Origin of the sequence: Tessaracoccus sp. SD287 (genome assembly GCF_017355265.1) — a bacterium.
Lineage (GTDB): Bacteria > Actinomycetota > Actinomycetes > Propionibacteriales > Propionibacteriaceae > Aestuariimicrobium.
Genome location: NZ_JADIJQ010000017.1, coordinates 34,994 through 56,709, shown reverse-complemented (window position 1 = coordinate 56,709; position 21,716 = coordinate 34,994). Strand labels below are relative to the sequence as shown.

The following is a 21,716-nucleotide window of genomic DNA, read 5'->3' as shown; positions in this document are numbered from 1 at the left end:
GACATCAGTGACGCCCCGCGGACACCGACCTGCCACCGTCCTTCCGCGCCGCGCCGAACGTGGCGGCAGCACCCGCGGCCGCGACCACCGGCCAATGGCCCGAGCTGCCGGCCCGTCCCCTCGACGCCGCACCCCAGGAGTACCCGCTGGAGCCATCCCTGCGTCGCCTGACCAGGCTCGCCACCGAACAGGCGGCCACCTGACATGGAGCGCGTCGCCTTTCTGATCGAAGAGACCGGGCAGCACATCACCTGTCTGCTCAACCCCGAGACGGTGGTGATGACCCGGACCGCCGGGGTGGAACCGCGCCGCTCCTCCGGCGGTCGGTTGACCGGTTCCGGGCTCGCCGACGACCCGCTGATGTTCACCGGCGGCGGTCGCACCGAGCTGAAGCTCGACCTGCTCTTCGACGTCGACCTGGCGCCCTCCCACCTGACGGTCACCGATGTGCGACAACTGACCCGGCCGGTGTGGGCTCTGGCCGAGAACTCCGCCGAGGTCGAGCGGCAGTTCCGTCCCCCGCTGGTGATGCTGTTGTGGGGGTCGGCCTGGTCGATTCCCGGCATCGTCACCGAGGTCGCCGAACGCTTCGACCGGTTCGCCACCGACGGATCGCCGCTGCGCTCCTGGCTGCGCCTCACCCTGGTCCGGGTCGGCACCGCCGCCGACCGTGAGGGCGGCGAGGCCTGGGAGTTGCAGCAACGGCTGCCACCGGTCGACCTGGCCGCGCCCCCGGTGGGAACCCTCGCCGTGGTCGGCGACGGCAGCACCCTGGCCGGTCAGGCGGTGCAGGCGGCGACGATCGAACCGGCCCAACTCGGGTTGCTGTCGCGGGCCGCGTTCGGGGTCGAACTGTTGTGGAAGGACCTGCTGCAGTACAACGACATTGACGACCCGCTGCACCTCACCGGCCCGCTCGCGGTGCCACCCATCGGGGAGCAGTCCCCATGAGCCAGCAGCCGACCGTGGGTCAGCAGACCATGCGACAGGGCCAGTCGATGCGGCAGGTGCAGGGGCCTCCCGAGCTGATCATCACCCTGGCCGGGCGGCGGCTGAGCACCGGTGAGGTGGCGCGGGTGGTCAGCATCCGGGTGCATTCGGCGCTGGCCCAACCGGCGCAGTGCCTGATCGCCTGGGCCACCGACGAGCGCCTCGGCGTCGACCCGTCCACCGGGGACGCGCTGCGGGTCGAGATCGGCGGCCATCGCGAGCCGCTGTTCACCGGTGAGGTGACCGTCGTGGAGTACAGCTGGCGCGCCGACAGCGGCCGCCAGGTGCGCGTCCGCGCCTACGATGCCCTGCACCGGTTGCGCAAGCGCCAGTTCCACCGGCTGCACCCCGCCGCCACCCTGCCCGAGCTGGCCACCACCCTCAGCGCCGGGTGCGGGCTGGCGGTGGACGCCCCCGACGTCCGACTCGGTGACGTCTACCAGGTCGCCCGCTCCGACCTCGACCTGCTGGTGGCCCAGTGCGCCCGGGTCGGCGTCTACCCCGTCGTCCGCGACGCCACCCTGCGGCTGGTCACCCTGTCCGGGGACGGCGACCCGACCCGCGTCGACTACGGCGCCAGCCTGCACTCCGCCGAGATCGAGGTGAGCCAGGAGCCCGCCTTCCGCACCGTCGAGACCAGTTGGTGGGACGCGGTCGCCGCCAGCTCCGACCACGAGACCGCCGGCGACGCCCGGGCCGCTGCCGGCGTCAGCGCCGACCCCGATCCCGACCGGGTCGGCGGCGGCGGTGCCCTGCTGCGCGCCGACGACCTGGGCGAGCCCGGCGACCTGGCCCAGGCCGAACTCGACGTGCGCCGGATGGGTGAGGTGAGCGCCGTGCTGGTCGCCCAGGGTCATCCCGCGCTGCAGGCTGGGCGACGGGTCGAGGTCCGAGGGGTCCGGGCCTCCCTCGAGGGCGTCTATGCCATCGCTGAGGCGACCCACGACATCACCATCGCCGGCTACGAGACGACCCTGAGCACCCAGCCGCCACCACCGCCACCGCCGCGGCCCCCCGACCAGGTCACCCTGGGCGTCGTCGACGACTCCGACGACCCCGAGGACCGGGGGCGGGTGCGGGTCCGTCTGCCCGCCCACGGTGACCTGCTCAGCGGCTGGGCACCGGTGCTGCTGCCCGCCGCCGGGCCCGACAAGGGGCTGGTGGCCCTGCCCGAGGTCGACGACACCGTGCTGGTGCTGCTCCCGGGTCGCGACCCTGCCCAGGCGATCGTCCTGGGTGGCCTCTACGGCCAGCTGCTGCCACCCACCGTCCCGAGCGGACAGCGGGGGGCGTCGATGACCATCCGCACCCACGACGGCCAACAGCTGACCCTGGACGGCCCCGAACACACTTTGTCGCTCACCGACGGGGCCGGGTCCCGGGTCGAGCTGGGACCCGACCTGGTGCGAATCACCGCGGCCACCGACCTGCTCATCGAGGCACCCGGACGCGCCCTGCGCATCCGGGCCCGCACCGTCGACTTCGAGGAGGCGCCATGAGACTGCTCGTCCTGCCCGGGATGCTGCGCTGCGGTCACGACGGGGTGGTCGCCACCATCGCATCCCAGACCTGGGTGCGGGTGGCCGGAGCCCCGGTGCTGGTCTCGAACGACCCCGAGGGCCGCTCCATCTCGATGTGCCCCAACATCAGCACCAACACCAAACAGTGCACCAGGACCGGGGCCGTCACCACCGGCTACTCGACCTGGGTGCGCATTGGCGGGGTGTCGCTGTGCCTGGACTCGGTCGAGGGCTTCACCAACGGGGTGCCGCCCTCGAAGTACACCGTGCGCGACCCCGGACAACGATTCGTGGGGGCGGACCGATGAGCGCCCGCTACCGCGCCCCGGCCTTTGTGGTCGCCGGTTTCGACGATGGGGGCCTGCCCGGGCTGCGCCTGGACCCGCGCGGACGCCTGGCCACCGTCACCGATGCCGCCTCGGTGCGGCAGGCGTTGTTGCTGCTGCTGAGCACCCGACCGGGGGAGCGGGTGAACCGGGCGTCCTACGGCTGCCACCTGTTCCGGTTGGCATTCGAACCGGCCGATGACACCACGGCCGGCCTGGCCATCCACTACGTCTCCCGCGCCGTCGAGACCTGGGAGCAGCGGGTCACCGTGCTCGGCATCGAGGCCGGCGTGCCGCAGGACGACCCGTCGGTCCTGGAGGTGCGGATGCGCTACCAGATCAAGGCGACCCAGGGCGAGGACGAGATCGCCGTCGCCGTCCCGATCCTCGAACCGGGGGCCCGGCCATGAGCATTCCCGTCCCGAACCTCGACGACCGCGACTTCAGCGACCTGGTCGCCGAGGCGCTGGCCCGCATCCGCCAGGTCGACCCCGAGTGGACCGACCTGTCGGTGCACGACCCGGGGGTGGTGCTTGTCGAGGCGTTCGCCTACCTGACCGACGTGCTGCTGTACCGGCTCAACCGGGTGCCCGATCGGCTCTACGCCACCTTCCTCAACCTGATCGGGACGACCGTCGGCCCGCCCGGGGCCGCGACCGTCACCCTCGAATTCACCCGTGCCAAGCCCGACGGGGTGCTGCGGATCCCGCGCGGGACCAGGGTCACCTGCCCGCCCTCGGCGCCCGGGGTGCCGCTGCCGGTGTTCGTGACCCTGGCCGACGCCGTGATGACCGAGGCCGCCACCACGGTGACGGTCGAGGCCGCCGACGTGGTGCTGCACGACGCGGTGGTGCTGGGGGTCGGCACCGGCGGACCGGGCCAGAGCTTCACCCTGCCGGAGGCGCCCGTGGTCGGCGACCCGGGTGTCGGGGTCGGGGTGCAGGTGCCCTCGGTCGAGGCGCTGCCCAGCGGGCAGGCCGTGGTCGTCGACGGCCTCGCGTTCCGCGGCTTCCGCGAGGTAGGCGTGTTTGCCGATGCCCGTCCCGGCCAGGGCGTGTTCGTGCTCGACCGCAGCGCCGGCATCCTGTCGTTTCCGTGGTTCCCACCCGACGACCAGCAGCCGCCGGTGGTGCCGCAACCCGGCATGCAGGTGCGCGCCTGGTACCGCACCGGCGGGGGGTCCCGCGGCAATGTGGCGGCCGGCCAGTTGACAGTGCTGCGTGACCCGCTTCCGGGGGTCAAGGTCACCAACCCGACGGCTGCCACCGGGGGGCGCGACGCCGAGCCCCTGGCCGCGGCCCTGCGCCGCGGCCCGCAGGACTTCCAGGCCCGTGACCGGGCCGTCACCGCCCGCGACTACGAGGTGCTGGCCACCCGCCATGGTGGCGTCGAACGGGCCAGCGCCTGCACCCGGCGCGAGGCGTGGGCGTTCGCCGCGCCCGGCGAGGTCGAGGTGGTGCTGGTGCCTCACGTGCCCGCCGACCAGCGCCCCGACGGCAGGGTCACCCAGCAGGCGCTCGCCGCGAACGAGCGCGAGCAGGTACGGGCCCAGGTCGCGGACTACCTGGCCCAGCGGGCAGCCATTGGCGCGGTGCCCGTGGTGGGCTGGGGCCGGTACAAGACGGTCACGGTGGACGCCCGGGTCGTCGTCCGACCCGACGAGAACCCCGAGGCGGTCCGTGCGCGCATCCTGGCGCGGCTGGCCAGCACCATTACCCCGCTGCCCGACCCCGGGGCCGACACCGGTGCCGGCTTCGGCCGTCCGCTGCGGGTCTCGAACCTGTACCGGGCCCTCGAGCAGGCCGAACCGGGGGTCCAGTATGTCGAACGGGTGCACCTGGAACTGGCCGAGGTGCCGGACGCCGACGCGTCCGACCTCGTCCAGGCCGAGGGACAGCCGGGCACCTGGTTCGTGGCCCAGCACGGCACCGTCTTCCGGACCACCAACGCCGGGGACGGCTGGGAGGCGTGCGTCACCTTCGACGGGGAGACGGTGCGGGCGATCGTGCCCTGGCCAGCGACGGGTGCCGGCGGGGAGGTGGGCCGGGCCCTGCCCGGGCACGTCGCGGTGGCGACCGACGCGGGGACCTCGGGTCGCATCCATGTCAGCACCGACCTCGGCGGCAGCTGGCGGCAGCTGGCCGAGTTGGGCTTCGGAATCGCCGACCTGGCCTGGCTCGACCGGGCCGGGGTCCCCACCATCCTGGCCGCCGGCGAAAAGGGCCTCTACGAGATTCCGCTGGCGCCCGGGTCGGTGCCGGTCCAGAACGTGGTGGACCCCCAACAGCCCGACCGCGGATTCCAGGCGATGGCCACCTTCGTCGACGTCCGCGGACGGGTGGGGGTGGCGCTGGCGGCGGAGGCGGCAGGCGGCATCTGGTTGTCGGCGACCGGCGGAGCACCGGACTCGTTCCGGGTGGTGCGGGCAGCAGGCGACGAGATCCGCGCGCTGCGGGTGCAGTACGAGGGGGCGACGGTCTTCCTGTGGGCGCCGCGGGCAGCGCCGGAGGGGGACGGCACCGGCTGCATCCGGCTGCCCATCGACGAGTTGGGCAGGGTCGACGCCCCCACCCTGGCCAGCCGCTGGCAGGAGCTGGGCGCCGGGTGGACCGGCGGCAGTTGCTGGGACGTCCGGGTGGTCGGTGGCCGCGCCCATGCCGCCAGCCAGAGCGGCGGGGTGCTGTCCATGCAGCTCGGGGCCGGCGAACTGGTCTGGCAGCAGCCGAACGTCAACTGCGGGCTGCCATTGCGGGACCGGCGCCGGTTCATGCCGGTCACTGCCGTCTCGGGGATCATCGACGAGGACGGGCAGCCCTACCTGCTGGCCGCCGGCGCCGGGGGTGTGCACCGGTCCACCGACGGTGGCGTGACCTGGCGGACGTGCGCCGCCAGAGTGGTGGACGACGTGGTCACCATCCCGGCGTCCTGGCTGTTCTGCTCGGGTGACCACCAGGTCGAGGTGGTGCGGACCGATGGCTAGGACCTCACTGCGCAACTGCCTGCCCGAGGTGTTCGCCTCGGCGTGCCTGCCGGGCAGTCCGCTCGCGGCGCTGGTCGACGCCGCCGACGGCATGCAACGACCGGTCTTCGACGTGCTCGACGACCTGGACGCCCACGTCGACCCGTTCCGGGCCCCGCCAGCGATGGTTGCCTACCTCGCCGCGTGGGTCGACCTCGGCTGGCTGACCCTGCCGGCGGCCGGCGCCGGGTCGCGCTCGTCGCTGCCGTTGGGCAGCGCCCCGCTGCGTGACCTGATCAGCGCCTCGGCCGACCTGGCCGCCACTCGTGGGACGGCGGCCGGGCTGGTCCGATTCCTCGAACTGGCCACCCGGCAGACCGGCTACACGGTCCAGGACGCCGGCCTGTTCCACGTCCGGGTGCTCGTCCCGGCGGGGGCCGCCGACCAGCGCGAGACGGTGGCGCGGATCGTGGCGGCCATCAAACCCGCCCACGTCACCGCCGAGGTGGTCGTGGCGCAAAGCGCCGGGCCCGGGGAGGCCGCATCATGAGCATCACGCTGACACTGACGGTGGCGCAGGTGAGCGTCGTCGACGGCCGCGGGATGCTGACGGCCTCGGTCACCAACGGTGCCGCGGTCCCCGCCCGCGTCGTGCTGGGCGGTTTCGCCCCGTCCGGCGGTGCCCCCTCGGCGGTGGCCTGGACCAGCATCGATCGTCCGCTGCGTGACCTGGCCGCCGGGGCCACCGAGCAGTACGCGGTGGTGTTTGCACCGCCGCCTGGTACCGCCGCGGGGAGCTATCCCGTCCGGTTCATCGCCTACTCGGCCGACCAGGCGCCCGAGGAGTATGCCGACCAGGCCCGGCAGGTCGACGTGCTGGTACCCGCCGCCCCGGTGGTGGCGCCGCCCGTGAAGAGACCGTGGTGGCCGTGGGCCGCGGCGGCGGCGCTGGTGGTGGTCGTGGCGGTCGTCGGCTGGTTGGTGCTGCGGGGTGACCCGCCCGTGGCGACCCCCTCGACCAGCCCGGCACCATCGTCGACCTCGCCTTCGGTGCCCTTGACCAACACCCGGTGGCAATTGACCGCTTTTGAGGACGGCACCGTACCGGTGGCCGGTACGCAGGTGACGCTGAGGTTCACCGACGGCCGCGTCAACGGTCGGGCCTGCAACTCGTTCAGCGCGCCGGTGGTTGTCGCGGGGTCGAGCATCACCGTCGGGTCGATCGTCAGCACGCTGGTCTTCTGCACTGGTGCCGGCGTGATGGACCAGGAGAGGCGCGTCCTGGACACCCTGGGCGCCGTCACCACCGTGGCCCAGCAGGCCGCCACCTTGACCCTGACCGCCCCCGACGGTCGGTCGTTGACCTTCGTCGCATCCTGACCCACCGAGAGGACTCCCATGAGCACGATCACGCTGACCATGACGCAGCCGACGGTCACCCTGGCCGACGGTCGCGCCACGGTGACCGCCTCGGTCACCAACGGCTCGCCGGTGCCGGCGAAGGTGGTGCTGGGCGCGTTCGCCCCCACGGGGGCTGCGGCCGGGTCCGGCGCGGCCGGGTGGACCGCCATCGAGCGGCCGGTGCGCGACATCGCCGCTGGGGCCACCGAACAGTTCGCGGTCACCTTCGCCCCGACGTCGGTGCCGTCGGGCGGCAGCTACCCGGTGCGCTTCATTGCCTATTCCGCCGACCAGGCACCCGAGGAGAATGCTGACCAGGCCCGCCAGGTCGACGTGGTGGTGCCGTCGGCGCCGGTGGTGGTGCCGGTGAAGAAGCCGTGGTGGCCGTGGGCGGCGGCCGCCGCCCTGGTGATCATCGTCGGACTGGTCGCCTGGTGGCTGCTGCGACCCGATGACGGGGGACCTGTGGCCAGCCCGTCCCCATCGGTGTCGCTGAGCCCGACGCCGACCCCGAGCAGCCCGGCGCCACCGTGCCGGGAGCCGCTGGTGCCCCGGTTGACCCGGCCCACCGACCTCGTCTGCGTCACCAAGGTCAGCGCCGCCCAGGTCGTGATCGACAACTCACCCGAGGTGCAGGTCGACCGGCGCGCCGGGGGCGGGGCCTATGGTCCCGACACCTGCAAGGTCGGCTGGGTCTGGCGTGACGCCTTCGAGGGTGACCATGTCTGCGTGACCGGTGAGACCCGGGCGCGCACGGCGGCCGAGAACCGGGCGGCGACCGCCATCGTCGCGACGGTGAAGGCCACCATCTTCACCGCCAAGGCGCTGCCCACCACCACTCCCTGAGCGAGTCGGCCATGCCAGCACCCATCGACCGCAAACCGCTGATCGTCCTGCTCGGACTGGCGCTGCTGGTGCTCGTCCTGTTCGCAGCCGGGGTCGTCGGTGCCGGTCGCCGTCCCGCGGCCGAGACCAACCCGTCGTGGTTCGGTGCGCCTCGGGGTGGGCAGTTGGAGCCCGATGCCCTGGTGCTGGTCTCGGGGGCGTGTTCGGTGTCGGGGTCGAGCCTCAACCTCAACGGTGGCTGTGCCTTCGAGGTCACCCCGGTGCAGGGCGGCCTGCCCTGGTCGGACGCGGTGCGCCGCGCGAAGCTGCGGGTGACCGGCGGTGTGGTCATCGTCGCGGTGCGGATTCAAGGTCGGACGATGTCAACCACGCTTGACCCGGGGGAGGACGTCCGGCTGGTCTTCACCCGTGACGGGGGGCCGTTGACGCTGGGCTGCGTGATGGTTGGCGGCTGCACGGCGGTGCTGCTCGGGGACTCGGGACCATGAGCGGGGCGGGGGCGATGCTGGGTGAGGTGCTGCTGCTCGGGGACCCCGGACCATGAGCGCGGCGGGGGCGATGCTGCTTGAGGTGCTGCTCGGGGACCCCGGACCATGAGCGCGGCGGGGGCGATGCTGGGGGAGGTGCGCCGTCCGTTCCTGTTCCTGGCCTGTCTGGCGATGCTGCTGGTCGTCCTGGTCGAACTGGGCTCGGGGCCGACGCTGGGCGGTGGCGCCGCGGGTTCGATCGGGGCAGCCGCCGCCGGGGTGCCCGGGGTCGAGCCCGACATGCTCAGCGACGTGACCACCGAGGTGCCCCGCGGCAACGGGATCCGTTACCTGGTGCTGGTCGACGGGTTCCTGCTGTTCTCGGTGGTGATGCTGGGCGCCAGCGTGCTGGTCAGCCAGCGTGCCTATGGTCGGGTGCAGGGCATCATCACCCTGGTCTTCTCGTTCCTGTGGCTGATCATGACGTTCGTGATGGCGCTGGCCGCGTTCGTGCTGCTGATGGTGATGATCGGGTTGTTCCTGGCGGCCCCGTTCGGGACGATCGCCTACCTGGCGGTGTGGGGCTACTTCCCACGGGGCCAGTCGGCCGTGGTGCTGGGGCTGTTGCTGTTCCTGAAGCTGGTGTTCCTGGGGTGTCTGGTGCTCGCCCAGCAGCGGTTCCTGAGGGTGGTTCCGTTGATGACCCATGTGGGGGTGTCCTTCGTGCTGCAGGTGTTGCTGGGCGTGGTGCACGGGTTCCTGCCGTTCGTGGTGGTCAGCATCGGCGACCAGTTGTGGGCGCTGGTGGTGGCGGTGGTGGCCCTGATCGGGACGGTGGTGACGCTGGTCTCCTCGGTGCCAGCGGTGGTGAATGCCGCGCGGGTCTCGGCGTCGAGGCGCCAGTGAGGGATGGGTGTCGGCGCTGCACGGGTCCACCCGCTTGGTACACACATGCCGGGGTTGGCCCGTCCAGCCGGGTTGGCGTCATCCACCCGGGTTGGACCGATCTACCCGGGTTGCGCGAATCTACCCGCGGTGCACGCCGGGTAAATCGATGCAGGCCGGGTAATCGTGGCCCATCGCCCCGCCGGACCCGCAAACCCGGCCCTTCCTTGGCCCTGCACGGAGTCGTACAGTGTGCTCAGGGAGGGCTGCCTCCCGCGGAGTCCCAACGAAGGGGCACTCATGGACGCGCACCAGATGTCGTTCACCTTCGACACGCCGCCGGTGTCGAGACGCACCGTCATCCGGGCCTCCGGCGCGGGCGTGGGCTTGTGGTTCACCGGGTTCATGGGTGCCAGGGCCGTGGCGATGGAGGTTCCCAGAGATGCGTCGGCGGCCATCCCCGGGGGCACCCTGGACCCGGGAAGGGTGCCACGCTTCGTCACCCCGATGCTGATTCCGCCGGTCATGCCGCGCGCGGGCACGGTCGTCCTGCGGGGTGGCAAGAACGCTGACTACTACGAGATCTCCATGCGGCAGTTCCGTCAGCAGATCCTGCCGGCAGGGATGGCGTCGACGACGGTGTGGGGCTATGGCGCGGTCGCCGCGTCCTCGAAGAAGGGGCTGCTGCTGCACCATGCGCCATCGCTCACCATCGAGGCCCGGGTCGACCGGCCGGTACGGGTGAAATGGATCAATGACCTGCGCGACGAGGCCGGGAACTATCTGCCCCACCTGCTGGCGGTGGACCCCACCCTGCACTGGGCCAACCCACCCGGCGGGACGACCGGCCGCGACACCCGCCCCAGTTTCAGTGCCACCCCGGGTCCCTACACCGGGCCGGTGCCGATGGTCACCCACGTCCATGGCGCGGTGGCCGTGGGTGACGAGAGCGACGGATACCCCGAGGCGTGGTTCCTGCCCGCGGCCCGCGACATTCCCGTCGGCCACGCCACCGAGGGCACCTGGTATGACTTCTTCGCCGCCAAGGCGTCAGCCAGGTTCGGGGTGACCTGGGGACCCGGCTACGCCGTCTCGCAGTACCCGAACACCGACCGGGCCTGCGCGAACTGGTACCACGACCACACCCTCGGCATGACCCGGCTCAATGTCTACGCCGGTCCGGCAGGCTTCTACCTCCTCCGCGGCGGCCCGGGCGACGCGGTGCTGGACGCCGTGTCCGGCTCGGCAGCCGTCCTGCCAGGACCGGCACCCCGGGAGGGCGACACGTTCCCGTCGAACAAGACCTACTACGAGATCCCCATCGCCATCCAGGACCGGTCCTTCAACGAGGACGGATCGCTCTTCTACCCCGATACCCGTGCCTTCTTCGACGAGATCATCGGGCCGTACCTGCCCGAGACCGACGTGTCGCCGCACTGGAACCCTGAGTTCTTCGGCAACACGATCATGGTCAACGGCACCACTTGGCCGTTCCAGGTTGTGCAGCAGGGGCGTTACCGGTTCCGGATGCTGAACGGCTGCCAGTCACGCTTCCTCGTGCTTGACTTCAGTGCCATCCCGGGGGTGGAGGTGTGGCAGATCGGCAACGAGGGCGGCTTCCTCGACGGGACGCCGGTCAACCTGAGCACCGCCCACCGGAACCGGCTGCTGATGGCGCCCGCCGAGCGTGCCGATCTGATCGTCGACTTCACGCATGTCGCAGCAGGCAGTTACGTGCTGGGCAATATCGGCCCGGACGAGCCCTTCGGCGGCGGGGAGCCCGATGTGGACTTCGACCTGGCTGATCCGGCCACGACCGGTCAGGTAATGCAGTTCCGGGTGGTGCCGGCCACGGCGGCGGACCCGTCAACCCCGCCGGCGAACCTCGTCCTGCCAACCAGGACGCCGTTGCCGGCCGCGTCCGTGACCCGGCGTCTGGTCCTGGCCGAGATGATGTCCATGCACTTCGATGACGCCCCCGTTGCGGCACTGCTGGGCACCGTTGACGGGGACCCGGACGCCGGACCCGCAGCGTTCACCCCACGCATGTGGCATGAGCCCATCACCGAGAACCCGACCCCCGGCACCCCCGAGATCTGGGAGTTCCACAACGCCACCGCGGACGCCCACCCGATCCACGTGCACGAGACGAAGTTCGAGGTGGTCAACCGCCAGACGATCCTCGTCGACGAGGAAGCGATGACAGTCCAACTGGCACCCGGTTCGACGCCACTGCTGCCCGAGCCGTGGGAGGCGGGGGCGAAGGACACGGTGGTGGCCTACCCGGGGCAGGTCACCCGGATCAAGGTCCGGTTCACCAGTGCCGGTCAGTACGTGTGGCACTGCCACATCGTGGAGCACGAGGACAACGAGATGATGCGTCCCTTCCGCGTGGGCCCGGCGCAGGCGGGGCAACCGTGAGTTGAGGGCCCGGGTGTCCCCAGCAAAAAGCCCCAGGACCGGAACGGGACGCCCCTTTGCGGCAGTTCTGGCGATCCTGGGGCGTTCTGCTGGGTCCGGCCGGGGCGCAGCACCTCGGAGGAGCGGTCCGGTCAACCCAGTCGGCGCACCCGCGACCTCGCCACCCACACCCCGACGAAGCCGGCGGCGAACAGGACGAACTGGGTCGCCCACGCCAGCCGGAAGTTGCGCGGTGAGTAGCCTCCGGCCAAGTCCAGCGCCAGCCCGAACAGGGCCATCCCGGTCACCCCGAACAGGAACGCGCCCATGATGACCACCCCGGCCGCGGTCCCCATCCGGCTGGGTGCGTTGCGGGTGCGGGCCACCTCGATGCCAATGTTGGAGCCCGCGGCATTGGCCGACATGGCCACGATCCAGGTCACCAGCACCCAGGCCGGCGGACGCTCGAAGCTGAGCACCAGCCCCAGCGCCACCACATTGGCGGCAGCCACCGTCAACGAGATGGACGACAGTCGCGTCGGATGGCGTGGTGCCAGCCACCCGATCAGTGGTCCGAAGACCAGCCCGCTCACGACCAACAGCGTGAACAGCCCCGAGATGGCGGTGGCCGACAGTCCCACCCCGCCCTCCAGGTAGGGGTATCCCCACATCATGGCGAAGACCAGCCCCGGGAAGCCGGCCACCGCGTGCAGGAAGAAGCCCAACCGGGTGGCTGGGGTGCGCCACACCTGCCGGGCGGTGTCGATGAAGCTGAACTCCGCGTCCGAGGAGGTGTGCACCCGGCGTCCGTCCGGTCGGTTGCGGACGAATCCCCAGGCCAGCACCATGGCCCCCAGCGAGACCATGGCCAGCAGCGTGAACGCCGGCGTCCAGCCCCGGCTGCGCAACAGGGCCGCGAAGGGGATCGTCGACAACAACTGTCCGGCCTGGCCGAACATGCTGGTCAGCTGCACCAGCATCGGCACCCGCACCGCCGAGAACCAGAACGGCAGCAGCTTGATCACGCTGGTGAACGTCATGGCGTCGCCGGTGCCGATCAGGACGCGGGCCACGATCGCCGGCACCAGCGACGAGGAGTAGGCCAGCGACAGTTGTCCCAGCGCCATGATCAACGCCCCGGTGCCAATGGTCAGCCGTGATCCGAACCGGTCGGCGAGCAGCCCCGCGGGAACCTGCATCACCGCGTAGGTCAACAACTGCACCACCACGAACATGCTCAGCACGGTGGCCAGCACCCCGAAGCGCTCGGTGGCGGCGAATCCCGCGACCCCGAACGAGGAGCGCTGCCAGATCGCGGAGATGTAGGCGAGCAGCGCCGCCAGGTAGACCAGCCAGCTGAGGCGGGAGTTGACGGCGTGGTTCACGCCCAAACCCTAGGCCCAGTCGGACGACGGTGACGGCCTCGTCCGGGACTCAGGGGTGGGTCGGTCAGCCTCGGGGGTGCTGCAGCGCTGAAAGGGGTCAATCGGGCTCAGTCGCAGCGCGTCCGCAGTTCGCGCAGCTCTCGGGGGATTGCAGACTGACGTACGAGCGACGATTCACCCCGACCGGCTTCGCCGACCGGTGGCGGTAGCGGTGCATCCGTGGATCTTCGACCAGCGATTGAAAGGAGCCCGAAGAACGCTGGTCGTTGAAGACCTGTGGCCCGGGGTCAGCTCTATACAAGCGGAACGGCCAACCACTAGCGTCATCGCATGGAGACTCTTGCACCGGCGCAGAGGCGGGTCATGGCCCGGTGGATACTGTGCATCCACGGGATCGCGGCGATCGCGATCGGGTTCATTCTCGTCGCTTCCGCATTCGGCATGAGCGACCTCTACCGGTGGACCGCGGACGTCGCGGCCATCCCGGGCGCACGACCCTACGAAGGCTTGTTGTCCAACATGGGCATCATTGCTTGGTCGAGCGCCTTTGCCGTCGCGTTCTTCACCGGAGTGATGACACTGACTAATGGGCCCCGGGAGGTGCCGCGACTGCTCGTCGGCGGAGGTCTGGTGACGTTCGTGCTGCTTGTCGACGACCTCTTCATGCTGCACGACACGTTGCTCCCGGAGTACCTCGGCGTTCCAGAGGAGATTGCCACCGCGCTCGTGGGGCTGGTGGCGCTGGCCTTCCTCTGGATTTTCAAGCAGCAGATCCCGCGGACCCCGTGGCCACTGTTGGCGATCGGGGTGGCATACCTCGCCATCATGACGGTCTTCGACTTCCTGGAGAAGCGCGTAGACATCCCGGCTCACCAGGCCTGGGAGGAAGGCGCCAAACTACTGGGCGTCCTCCACTGGTGCGGCTACCTGGTCCTCACGTCAGTGACGGTGCTCGCAGGACGGCTGGCTGCCCGACCCGGGGAGCGGCTCGCGTCGTCCGGGATCAGTGGTCGTGGGGGCGGTCAGTGAGCGACGGATCTGGTTCCCCTAGATCGTGGGCTGCTATCACCTGATCGTGTCACGTGAGGACCCCACGGCCGCCTCGTGGGAGTGCAGTCGCCGCCTGGCCATGTTTGCGTCTGTCGACGACGCTTGAAAACTGGTCACTTTCGGCGGTGAAAAGTGGACACTCGACGATTGGACACTGATCACTTTGGAGGACCAGGCGTTGATCCGCAGGTTGGTTGCCGAGGGGGTGCCGAAGGCCCGGATCGCGGAGCGTTGGGGGATCGCGGGCCACGGTGTTGAGAGCGGTCCGTTCGGGGGAGCCGCCCCGGTATGAGCCGAGGTCGACGGAGTCGTCGTTCTGCAAGGTTCGAGCCGCGCGGATGAGGGCGTTGTTGGCCGACACCCCAGAGATGTCCGCCACGGTGCTCGCGGAGCGGGTCGGTTGGGAGGGCTCGATCACCTGGTTCAGGCAGGGGCGCGACGACGGGCGCGACCTCGTCTAGGCACGCCCCGGCGGCGCCGCTCAGCGACCGGGTCTGCCCGCGTCCCGGAGCTCACCCGAGGTGGTGCGCGCGGGGACGGCCCCTTGGCGTGTCTTTGCCCGTTCCAGCGCCTTGGCGTACCCGATGCCCAGGCCGAGCAGCAGCAAACCGACGACCAGGAAGGCGGCACCTCGCCAGATGCCATTAAGTGCGGACAGGTCGTAGAGGAACAGCTTGGCGACCGCGACACCGGCCAGTCCGAGGGCCAGCTTGATGCCCAGGTCGGCGTTTTCGGTGCGGCGCAAACCACGCATGAGCAAGAACGCTGCGGCGAGCATCCAGATGATGGTGGCGATGGCGTGGCCCGAGACGAACCCGACGGTGGGGTCGTCGATCTGTCGCCCGACGCCGACCCCGAGGGCGACGGCGGTCATCATCATGCCCAACAGGCCCACCACGACGGCCGCGACCAGACTGGGGCGGGTCGCCGAGTTGGTCCGGGCGAGGCGGCGGACCGTCCACAGGGCGACCGCCGCCCACAGCGCTGCCAGGAGGCCGGTGAGCAACAGCGGCAACCACGGTTCGTACTGCAGTTGGCGCCGCGACAGTGACAACTCGATCATGGGCACCGTCGCCAGCAGTGCCACCGCCGAGATCACGGCCGCCGAGCCGGCGACGGGTTCTGCGCCCAGCACACCGGCGAGGGCGGTGACCAGAAGTGCGGCACCGAGCAGTGCGGGGGCGCGGTAGCCGTCCGGCACCGGCAGGGCCATCACCAGACGCAGCAGGGCCACCGTGGCGAGGACCATCACCGCCCAGCCGAAGGCGTCCGACCGGGCACGGTCACGGGGCACGACGACGAACAGGATGAAGCCGACCACGATGACGGCGCCGAGCAGGGCCTCGTTGGTGCCGTGGTCGTGGGCACTGCTGATGACCAGGTAGGGCAGTCCCGCGCAGATCGCCATGAATACTCCGGCGCGGGACGCCTGGCGCTGGTGAGCCTCGGCCGTGGCGACTCCGAGTCCGGTGGCCAGCAGCAGCGCCGAAACCACGGTCACCAGCCACACGTCGTCGGTGGGACGGCCGAGGTTCGACGCGCTGGCGTTGAGCTGGACGACCGTGGCGGTGAGGATGCTGACCACTCCGAGCAGTTTCCAGTCCCGGACGTGCAGCGGCGCCAGGCCCACCGTGACGAGCACCACGAAGGCACCGGCCCACGCCGGTGAGTCGGTCAGCGGCAGGGCCAGCAGCCCGATCGAGACGACCTGGATGATCGCCATCCATTGGCTCTGCCAGCGCAGGGAGGCGAAGATGCCCACGGCCGCGACCAGCCCGGCGAGTGCCAGGCCGGCCGGCAGCGGCACCCATTGGTAGAGCCGGGTGATGGCCAGCACCACCAGGTACAGGCCCGCGTGTCCGGTGGCCGCCAGGGCCAGGGCGCCGTTGTTGGTCCGTCCGGTCGGGCCGCGTTCGTGGATGACCCAGGCGCCGATGACCAGGGCCACCGACAGGACCGTCCCCAGAGTCACTCGCAGGGTCGGGGTGAACCAGTTCTGTTGGACGGCCAGCACCAGCAGCAGGGTGAGGCCGGTCAACGTGACCAGGGCGCCAGCGATGCCGAGGACGCGGGTGATCGTGGACTCGCGCTGCCACCACGCGACCAGTGCGCTGGGCGGCGGGGGCGGGAACGGTGGCGGCGAGTGTCTCGGGGCTGGTTGTCCCGGTCCCCTGGGGAGGGATGGCGGCAGGTGTCCCGGTGCCGTGGGGTAGGGATGGGTCGGCATCGGGGGCCGCGCCATCGGCGGTGTGACCGGATGGAGCGGCGCTGCCGGAGCGGGTGCTGGGGTGGCTGGGCGTCCGGACAGGTCGCTCTCGAGTTGGTTGAGGCCCTGCCCGACTCGGTCGATTGTCCGCTTGGCGCTGGCCAGTTCGGCCTTGAGCCGGCGGATTTCGTCGAGCGGTGATGCACTCATGGCTCCATCATGGCCGGGCCGGGGCCAGATGGTGGGAGGAGCCACCGTGGGTTAGTCGATCTGCTCGCCGGCCAGGGCACGGGCGGCGAGGCGTTCGTCCTCGCTGGCCTCCCACACCTCCCGCGCGGCATGGAGCCCGAGCAGGATGATGCCGACGCCCAGCACCAGGTCCGGCCATCCCGAGCGCGTCGCCGCCGTGAGAAAGCCCATGGCGATGATGGCCACATCGACCAGCACATCGTTGCGGGCCGACAGGAAGGCTGCTGCGCTCAGCGATCCGCGGTGGTGGCGGACGCGCGACAGCAGTACCGCGCTGACGCCATTGACCGCGATGGCGCCGAGGGAGGCCAGGACGAGGGGAGTGACCAGTGGGGGATGGGGTTGGCGAAGCCCTCGATGGCCTTCCAGCCGGCGAGGATGGCCGGTGTCAGCAGGACCAGGGTCATCAGCTTGCCCAGTGTCGCGCGGCGGGCCAGCGACCAGCCCAGCGCGACGAGGATCAACAGGTTGATGGCGGTGTCCTCGAGGAAGTCGACGCTGTCGGCGAGCAGTGACACCGACCCAGCGGTGAGTGCGACTGAGAACTCGACGAAGAAGTAGGCGAAGTTGAGCAGCGCCACGATGAGCACGGTTCGCCGGAGCTGCTGGGGTTCGACGGGTTGGGTGTCCTCGTGGGTGGTCACAGGACGATCTTCACAGATGGAAGTCGGTCGGTTGCTGCCTACCGGGCGTGGGAGGCGGTGAGGTCTGTGGTGCGGGGGAGGTGAGCGGGTTCATAGCGGCGCGTCGTGGCGTCGTGACGTGGCTGGTGGTGTCCGGGTCGGGTGAGCTCGGCCGCCTGGCGGGGCTGCGGCAGTTCGGTGCACCTGCACGGGTTGAAGCGCGGCAACAGCACGCAACTGCCGCAGCTGTTCGTCGAGAGGTAGCGTTTCGGCATGACCTCTTCGGCGGACAGTGCACAGGGCTCATTCACCGTCACCTTCGATACGCCGCTCGCCCCTGAAGACGCACTCCGTCGCATCCTTGACCTGCGCCAGCACGATCGGATCATCCCGTTCACCCGTCTGACGCCGACAATCGCTGCCGACCAACTCAGGCCCGGTAAGGAGTTCGTCGCGCGCACGGCCATCGGCCCGGTCGGGTTCAACGACGTGATGCGGGTGGAGCAGATCACCCTGCGCCGGGACGACCATTCGGCGGCCAGCGCGGTCATCAGCAAGCACGGCCGGGTCATCAGGGGCACCATTCGGCTGACCATCACCCCGACGCCCACCGGCAGCCACGTCCGGTGGGATCAAGCAGTCCAGTTGCCGTGGCTGCCTCGATTCACGCAGGCCCCGGCCGTCCGCATCATCCGGGTGGGATACCGAAGAGTGCTGTCCCAACTGCTCTCCGCAGAACCCGTCGCCACCACGCCATAACCGAGACAGCAGGTGGACGTGATCCTCACCCCCGACGGCTTGATCGAGCGGTCGGGTGTCGCGCGTCACACGTCTTCGTCGGCCACGTTCCTCAGCACATGGAACGCCGGCTCCTCGTAGGGATGCACCTTGCGCAACACCTCCACCACCGTGGCCCGCAGCGCGCGGGGGACCGCCAGTTCGATCCGGTTCTCCGGCACCTGCTCCTCGTCGCCGACGTCGCCGATGGTGGGATCGGCGCCCGGCAGCGGCCGGAACTGACCCATGCCTGAGGTCGTCCAGGCGCACCGGTCGTAGCGGCCCATCTTCCCGGCGCCAGCGTCGAACAGTGCCTCCAGCACCGCTTCGGTGTCGTCCACCGGGACGTAACAGACCAACACGTCGAAGGGTTCACTCATGGCACCAGAGTAGGAGGCCATGCCGGCGCCGTCGGCGAACGGCGGCCAGTCATCCACGACGGCACAGCGGCCAGAACGCCCTCCCACCAACACCCAAGACGTATACTCATGTCTAGACAAGGTGTTCCCTACTAGTGCGAGCAGTCGGGTGCAGTCTCACACTGAGCCATCGTCGGCGATGGCACTGCCACCGCTCCCGCCATTGAAAGGCCACGATGATCGACTTCGCGCGACTCAACCACCATGACCTCGGCAAGTACTTTGACTTCTCGGTGCTGCCCAAGGAGACCACCGAGGCCGACATCCGTGCCGGTTGTCGCACCGCCATTGAGTACAATTGCATGGCGTTCTGCTTCTCCTCGACCTACTGGATTCCCGTGGTCAAGGAAGAACTCGCAGGCACCGATGTCCTAATCGGTGCCGCGATCGCCTTCCCGTTCGGTCAGCAGTCCAATGCCGTGAAGTGCTTCGAAACCGAAGAGGCCGTGCGCCTCGGTGCGACCGTTCTGGACAGTTGCATGAACGTTGGTGACCTGAAGGACAAGAAGTACGACAAGGTGCTCCAGGACTTCAAGGACTACGTCGACGCCGCCCAAGGGGTCACCACCAAGATGATCCTGGAGACCTGCTACCTCACCGATGACGAGGTGGCCACCGCCTGCCAGCTGGTCGCGGAGTCTGGCATCGATTGGGCCAAGACGTCATCGGGCCAGTACGAGGGTCCGACGCTGGAACAGGTGCTCATCATGGTCGACACGCTGAAGGGCACCGACGCCAAGGTCAAGGTTGCCGGGGTCAAGTTCCCCCGACCCCAGAACGCGTACACGTTCTTGAAGGCCGGCGCCGAACTCATCGGCACCCGCGCCGCACCCGAAATCATCGATGCGCTCCCGACGATGCGCCGGATCGGTTTGGTGGAGGACTACACGGGCTGACCTGTACAGGGCAGGCGCCGGCTGGGGACAACAACGCTGCTTCCCCCGGGTGTCGACCACGCTCGAATGTATGCACCTTCCCAATACGGGTGAACCGCGCACCGACCTAGGCCCTTTGGGTGCTTAGCGGTGGGCGCAGTGAGTGAATGCCTGACGACGAGATATCGTGTCGGCAACAGCCGCCGATCACAAAGTGAGGGCTTTCCACTCGTGTCAACCCATTCTCTTGCGATCGGCCCGCGTCATGGCCGCCGGTGAATCAGCCGGCACCGAGGCGCGACGGCAGGTGGCACTGGCGGAGGCCCACGAACGTGCAGCGGTCGATGCGCGTGCCATGGCGGGGCGGTATGGCATAGCGGAGGTCACCGAGAAGCGGGTGGCCCGGGTGCTCGCTCCCCTGTCCGCCATGGACTACCACCTGCTCGGTGATCGGCGTTGGCCCGGAACCAGACGTGCCCAGGTTGATCTGGTCGTCGTCGGCCCTGGAGGCCTCTTCATCGTCGACACCAAGGCCTGGCGTGAGGTCAGCATCGACAACGACCGCGTCTACCGCGGCGACGCCGACGTCACCGATGATTTGTTCGCGTTGGTGGACCTCGCCGACAAGGTCCAGGCGGACATGGCCGAGATCGGACTCGCCCCCGGCGAGGTCCGCCCGTTGGTCGTTCTGGCCGGACGCAGTGGCGTGGACGTCACTGTGAACGGCGTTCGGATCCTCGGTGAGCGGGACGTCCTGCGAGCCATCGCCTCCCACGGATCGAGGCTGACGCCGGGCCAGGTCGACACCGTGCTGGCGCGGGCGCTGAATCTGTTCTCGCAACTCAATGCGCCGGCACCGGTGGTGGCGAGCGTGCCGGAACCGGTTGTCCCGGCAGCGCCCCAAGAGCCCCTGATGAGCGATGAAGAGATCAGCGACGCACTGCTGCAGGGCGTGCTGGCCCAGCCCGTCGAGGAATGGATGTCGTTCCTGCACCCGCAGCAGGCGAAACTGGTCCGCCGGTCGTTCCCCGGCCCTTCCCGCGTCCGGGGGCCGGCAGGTACGGGCAAGACGGTCGTCGGCCTGCACCGCGCAGCGCACCTCGCCCGGACCACCGAGGGACGAATCCTGGTCACCACCTTCGTCAAGACGCTGCCCGTCGTCTTGCGGGAGTTGCTGCACCGGTTGGCGCCCGAGACCGTGGAGCGGGTCGAGTTCACCGGCATGCATGCCTTCGCGCGCCGGATCCTGCAGGAGCGCGGGATCGGCGTCGAGGTCGATCCTAAGGGCAGCGACGATGCCTTCACCCAAGCGTGGCACCAGGTGGGCGCACCGTCCCCACTGGCCGATCTGGGGCTGGGCGAGCGCTACTGGGACGAGGAGATTCAGTACGTGCTGAAGGGACGCGGCGTTACCCGGTTCGAGGACTACGCCGAGATGGCACGGACGGGACGTCGCCAGCGACTGTCGGTCAACTCGCGGCGCATCGTCTGGGACCTGTACCAGGCCTACGACGAGAACCTCCGCTCGCGGGGGATCCACGATTACGCGGACCTGATTCTGCTCGCCGAGCAGGACCTGGTGCGGGAGCCGATGAAGGGTCGGTACTCGGCAGTAATCGTGGACGAGGCGCAGGACCTGTCGCTGGCGATGATCCGGTTGCTGCACTCGCTGGTCGGGGACGAAACTGACGGGCTGACACTCATCGGGGACGGGCAGCAGTCGATCTACCCGGGCGGGTACAGCCTGTCCGAGGCGGGGGTATCGGTGGCCGGACGCGGTGTGGTGCTGGACGTGAACTATCGCAATACGGCACAGATTGTGTCCTTCGCGCAGCGGCTAGTGGACGGGTCGGAGTACGCCGACATCGAGGGCGTGGTCTCCCAGGGGGATCGGCCCTCCAGCGTGCCGCGCAGCGGGCCGGAACCGGTGATCAGCCGTTTCAGCGGATGGCGGCAGATGAACGAGGCGATGCTGGCCCGGATCGCCGACGTGACCAAGGAGGTCAGCACCGGACTGGGGGACGTGGCAGTGCTGTGCCTGACGAGGCGGTCGGCCCAGGCGGCGGCGACCGTGCTGCAGAAGGCAGGAGTGCCGGTGGTCGAGCTGGAGAAGTACACCGGCAAGCCCGTCGACGCGGTCAAGGTAGGCACGATCAAGCGGGCGAAGGGCCTGGAGTTCAAGCAGGTGCTGATCCCTGACATTCGGCAGAACCAGACCTCAATGCAGCCGCCGGCCGCGGAGTCGGCGTTCGAGCGCTGGGAGCTGACAAGGCGGGAGCTGTACGTGGCGATGATCCGGGCTCGGGACGGGCTGTGGGTGGGGATCGGGGGGTGAGGA

General features: G+C 69.9%; 22 protein-coding genes. 17 read left to right on the top strand and 5 right to left on the bottom strand.

Going from position 1 to position 21,716, the window contains the following annotated elements; all coding sequences use genetic code 11:
- Positions 1-59: 59 nt before the first annotated feature.
- The 12 genes from IPV09_RS08700 (at position 60) to IPV09_RS08645 (ending at position 11,815) form a co-directional block, all read left to right on the top strand.
- On the top strand, positions 60-203 hold the full coding sequence (locus IPV09_RS08700) for a hypothetical protein (protein WP_207474849.1): 144 nt from the start codon (positions 60-62) through the stop codon (positions 201-203).
- A 1-nt stretch (position 204) separates the two neighbouring features.
- On the top strand, positions 205-951 hold the full coding sequence (locus IPV09_RS08695) for a hypothetical protein (protein ID WP_207474848.1): 747 nt from the start codon (positions 205-207) through the stop codon (positions 949-951).
- Positions 948-2,489 (top strand): phage baseplate assembly protein V, encoded by a 1,542-nt coding sequence (locus IPV09_RS14480; RefSeq protein WP_207474847.1) that lies wholly within the window; start codon positions 948-950, stop codon positions 2,487-2,489. Before IPV09_RS08695 ends, IPV09_RS14480 begins: the two co-directional genes overlap by 4 nt.
- The gene (locus IPV09_RS08685; protein ID WP_207474846.1) at positions 2,486-2,818 is read left to right on the top strand and encodes a hypothetical protein; all 333 of its coding nucleotides are present in this window, start codon (positions 2,486-2,488) and stop codon (positions 2,816-2,818) included. Before IPV09_RS14480 ends, IPV09_RS08685 begins: the two co-directional genes overlap by 4 nt.
- Positions 2,815-3,246: a GPW/gp25 family protein gene (locus IPV09_RS08680; RefSeq protein WP_207474845.1), complete on the top strand. Its 432-nt coding sequence runs from the start codon at positions 2,815-2,817 to the stop codon at positions 3,244-3,246. Before IPV09_RS08685 ends, IPV09_RS08680 begins: the two co-directional genes overlap by 4 nt.
- A complete protein-coding gene (locus IPV09_RS08675) occupies positions 3,243-5,816 on the top strand; it encodes a baseplate J/gp47 family protein (RefSeq protein WP_207474844.1) in 2,574 nt (857 codons plus the stop codon). The genes IPV09_RS08680 and IPV09_RS08675 overlap by 4 nt, the downstream gene beginning before the upstream one ends.
- Positions 5,809-6,345 carry a hypothetical protein gene (locus IPV09_RS08670; protein ID WP_207474843.1) on the top strand — a complete coding sequence of 179 codons (537 nt, stop codon included), beginning with the start codon at positions 5,809-5,811 and terminating at the stop codon, positions 6,343-6,345. The genes IPV09_RS08675 and IPV09_RS08670 overlap by 8 nt, the downstream gene beginning before the upstream one ends.
- Entirely contained in the window at positions 6,342-7,175 is an 834-nt protein-coding gene (locus IPV09_RS08665) for an META domain-containing protein (RefSeq protein WP_207474842.1), read from the top strand. Before IPV09_RS08670 ends, IPV09_RS08665 begins: the two co-directional genes overlap by 4 nt.
- An 18-nt stretch (positions 7,176-7,193) precedes the next feature.
- A complete protein-coding gene (locus IPV09_RS08660) occupies positions 7,194-8,042 on the top strand; it encodes a hypothetical protein (RefSeq protein WP_207474841.1) in 849 nt (282 codons plus the stop codon).
- Positions 8,043-8,053: 11 nt separating this feature from the next.
- On the top strand, positions 8,054-8,530 hold the full coding sequence (locus tag IPV09_RS08655; protein WP_207474840.1) for a hypothetical protein: 477 nt from the start codon (positions 8,054-8,056) through the stop codon (positions 8,528-8,530).
- A gap of 105 nt (positions 8,531-8,635) precedes the next feature.
- Positions 8,636-9,415, top strand: a complete 780-nt coding sequence (locus IPV09_RS08650; protein WP_207474839.1) for a hypothetical protein — start codon at positions 8,636-8,638, stop codon at positions 9,413-9,415.
- A 279-nt stretch (positions 9,416-9,694) separates the two neighbouring features.
- Positions 9,695-11,815: a multicopper oxidase family protein gene (locus IPV09_RS08645; protein WP_207474838.1), complete on the top strand. Its 2,121-nt coding sequence runs from the start codon at positions 9,695-9,697 to the stop codon at positions 11,813-11,815.
- Between the two features lie 131 nt (positions 11,816-11,946).
- On the opposite strand, the gene IPV09_RS08640 is transcribed toward IPV09_RS08645, so the two are convergent.
- Entirely contained in the window at positions 11,947-13,179 is a 1,233-nt protein-coding gene (locus IPV09_RS08640; RefSeq protein WP_207474837.1) for an MFS transporter, read from the bottom strand.
- A gap of 330 nt (positions 13,180-13,509) precedes the next feature.
- Here IPV09_RS08640 and IPV09_RS08635 point away from each other — a divergent pair, with 330 nt between their 5' ends.
- Positions 13,510-14,208 (top strand): hypothetical protein, encoded by a 699-nt coding sequence (locus tag IPV09_RS08635; protein ID WP_207474836.1) that lies wholly within the window; start codon positions 13,510-13,512, stop codon positions 14,206-14,208.
- A 359-nt stretch (positions 14,209-14,567) separates the two neighbouring features.
- On the top strand, positions 14,568-14,690 hold the full coding sequence (locus tag IPV09_RS14400) for a hypothetical protein (RefSeq protein WP_255521321.1): 123 nt from the start codon (positions 14,568-14,570) through the stop codon (positions 14,688-14,690).
- A gap of 20 nt (positions 14,691-14,710) precedes the next feature.
- Here the strand turns inward: IPV09_RS14400 and IPV09_RS08630 are convergent, their stop codons facing one another.
- The 3 genes from IPV09_RS08630 to IPV09_RS08620 are packed head-to-tail and all read right to left on the bottom strand — an operon-like array spanning position 14,711 to position 17,328.
- Positions 14,711-16,645 carry a DUF2339 domain-containing protein gene (locus IPV09_RS08630; protein WP_207474835.1) on the bottom strand — a complete coding sequence of 645 codons (1,935 nt, stop codon included), beginning with the start codon at positions 16,643-16,645 and terminating at the stop codon, positions 14,711-14,713.
- Between the two features lie 51 nt (positions 16,646-16,696).
- Positions 16,697-16,855, bottom strand: a complete 159-nt coding sequence (locus tag IPV09_RS08625; RefSeq protein ID WP_207474834.1) for a hypothetical protein — start codon at positions 16,853-16,855, stop codon at positions 16,697-16,699.
- 59 nt (positions 16,856-16,914) lie between these two features.
- Positions 16,915-17,328 (bottom strand): cation transporter, encoded by a 414-nt coding sequence (locus tag IPV09_RS08620; RefSeq protein WP_207474833.1) that lies wholly within the window; start codon positions 17,326-17,328, stop codon positions 16,915-16,917.
- A gap of 252 nt (positions 17,329-17,580) precedes the next feature.
- On the opposite strand from IPV09_RS08620, the gene IPV09_RS08615 reads away from it, so the two are divergent.
- On the top strand, positions 17,581-18,066 hold the full coding sequence (locus IPV09_RS08615) for an SRPBCC family protein (RefSeq protein ID WP_207474832.1): 486 nt from the start codon (positions 17,581-17,583) through the stop codon (positions 18,064-18,066).
- 65 nt (positions 18,067-18,131) lie between these two features.
- Here IPV09_RS08615 and IPV09_RS08610 read toward each other — a convergent pair whose 3' ends face one another.
- On the bottom strand, positions 18,132-18,464 hold the full coding sequence (locus IPV09_RS08610) for a hypothetical protein (protein ID WP_207474831.1): 333 nt from the start codon (positions 18,462-18,464) through the stop codon (positions 18,132-18,134).
- A 215-nt stretch (positions 18,465-18,679) separates the two neighbouring features.
- Here IPV09_RS08610 and deoC point away from each other — a divergent pair, with 215 nt between their 5' ends.
- Both deoC and IPV09_RS08600 read left to right on the top strand, forming a co-directional pair.
- Positions 18,680-19,399 carry a deoxyribose-phosphate aldolase gene (gene deoC, locus IPV09_RS08605; protein WP_207474830.1) on the top strand — a complete coding sequence of 240 codons (720 nt, stop codon included), beginning with the start codon at positions 18,680-18,682 and terminating at the stop codon, positions 19,397-19,399.
- Between the two features lie 244 nt (positions 19,400-19,643).
- Complete coding sequence (locus IPV09_RS08600; RefSeq protein WP_207474829.1) at positions 19,644-21,713, top strand: nuclease-related domain-containing DEAD/DEAH box helicase; 2,070 nt, start codon at positions 19,644-19,646, stop codon at positions 21,711-21,713.
- The last annotated feature ends 3 nt before the right edge of the window (positions 21,714-21,716 follow it).